Source organism: Komagataeibacter intermedius TF2, assembly GCF_000964425.1.
GTDB lineage: Bacteria > Pseudomonadota > Alphaproteobacteria > Acetobacterales > Acetobacteraceae > Komagataeibacter > Komagataeibacter intermedius.
Genome location: NZ_BANF01000662.1, coordinates 1 through 260 on the forward strand (window position 1 = coordinate 1; position 260 = coordinate 260).

A 260-nucleotide genomic window follows, 5' to 3' on the forward strand; every position below is an offset into this window, starting at 1 on the left:
CGCGGCAGGGCGTTGATGTGCTCGTCTGAAGTAAGCCCCTGTGCCGCATCAATCGTCATGGCATGTCCGAACCCGAGCAGTACCCGACCAGTCTTCGCGTCACGAAACCGCCGCCATTCGACATCGGCAACAAGCCCGTCCTTCGTGCGGACGCGAAGCCCCGCATCGCCATGGGCCAGAACCTCCACCACGTCGCCGTTATTTCCGACTGTGGCGCCCTTTCCATCCACACTGCCCCATGTCCGACGATACAGCCGAAG

General features: G+C 62.3%; 1 protein-coding gene. It reads right to left on the minus strand.

The features are described from left to right. On the minus strand, positions 1-260 hold a 260-nt coding region (locus tag B7449_RS18925), incomplete at both ends, for a hypothetical protein (RefSeq protein WP_048884090.1).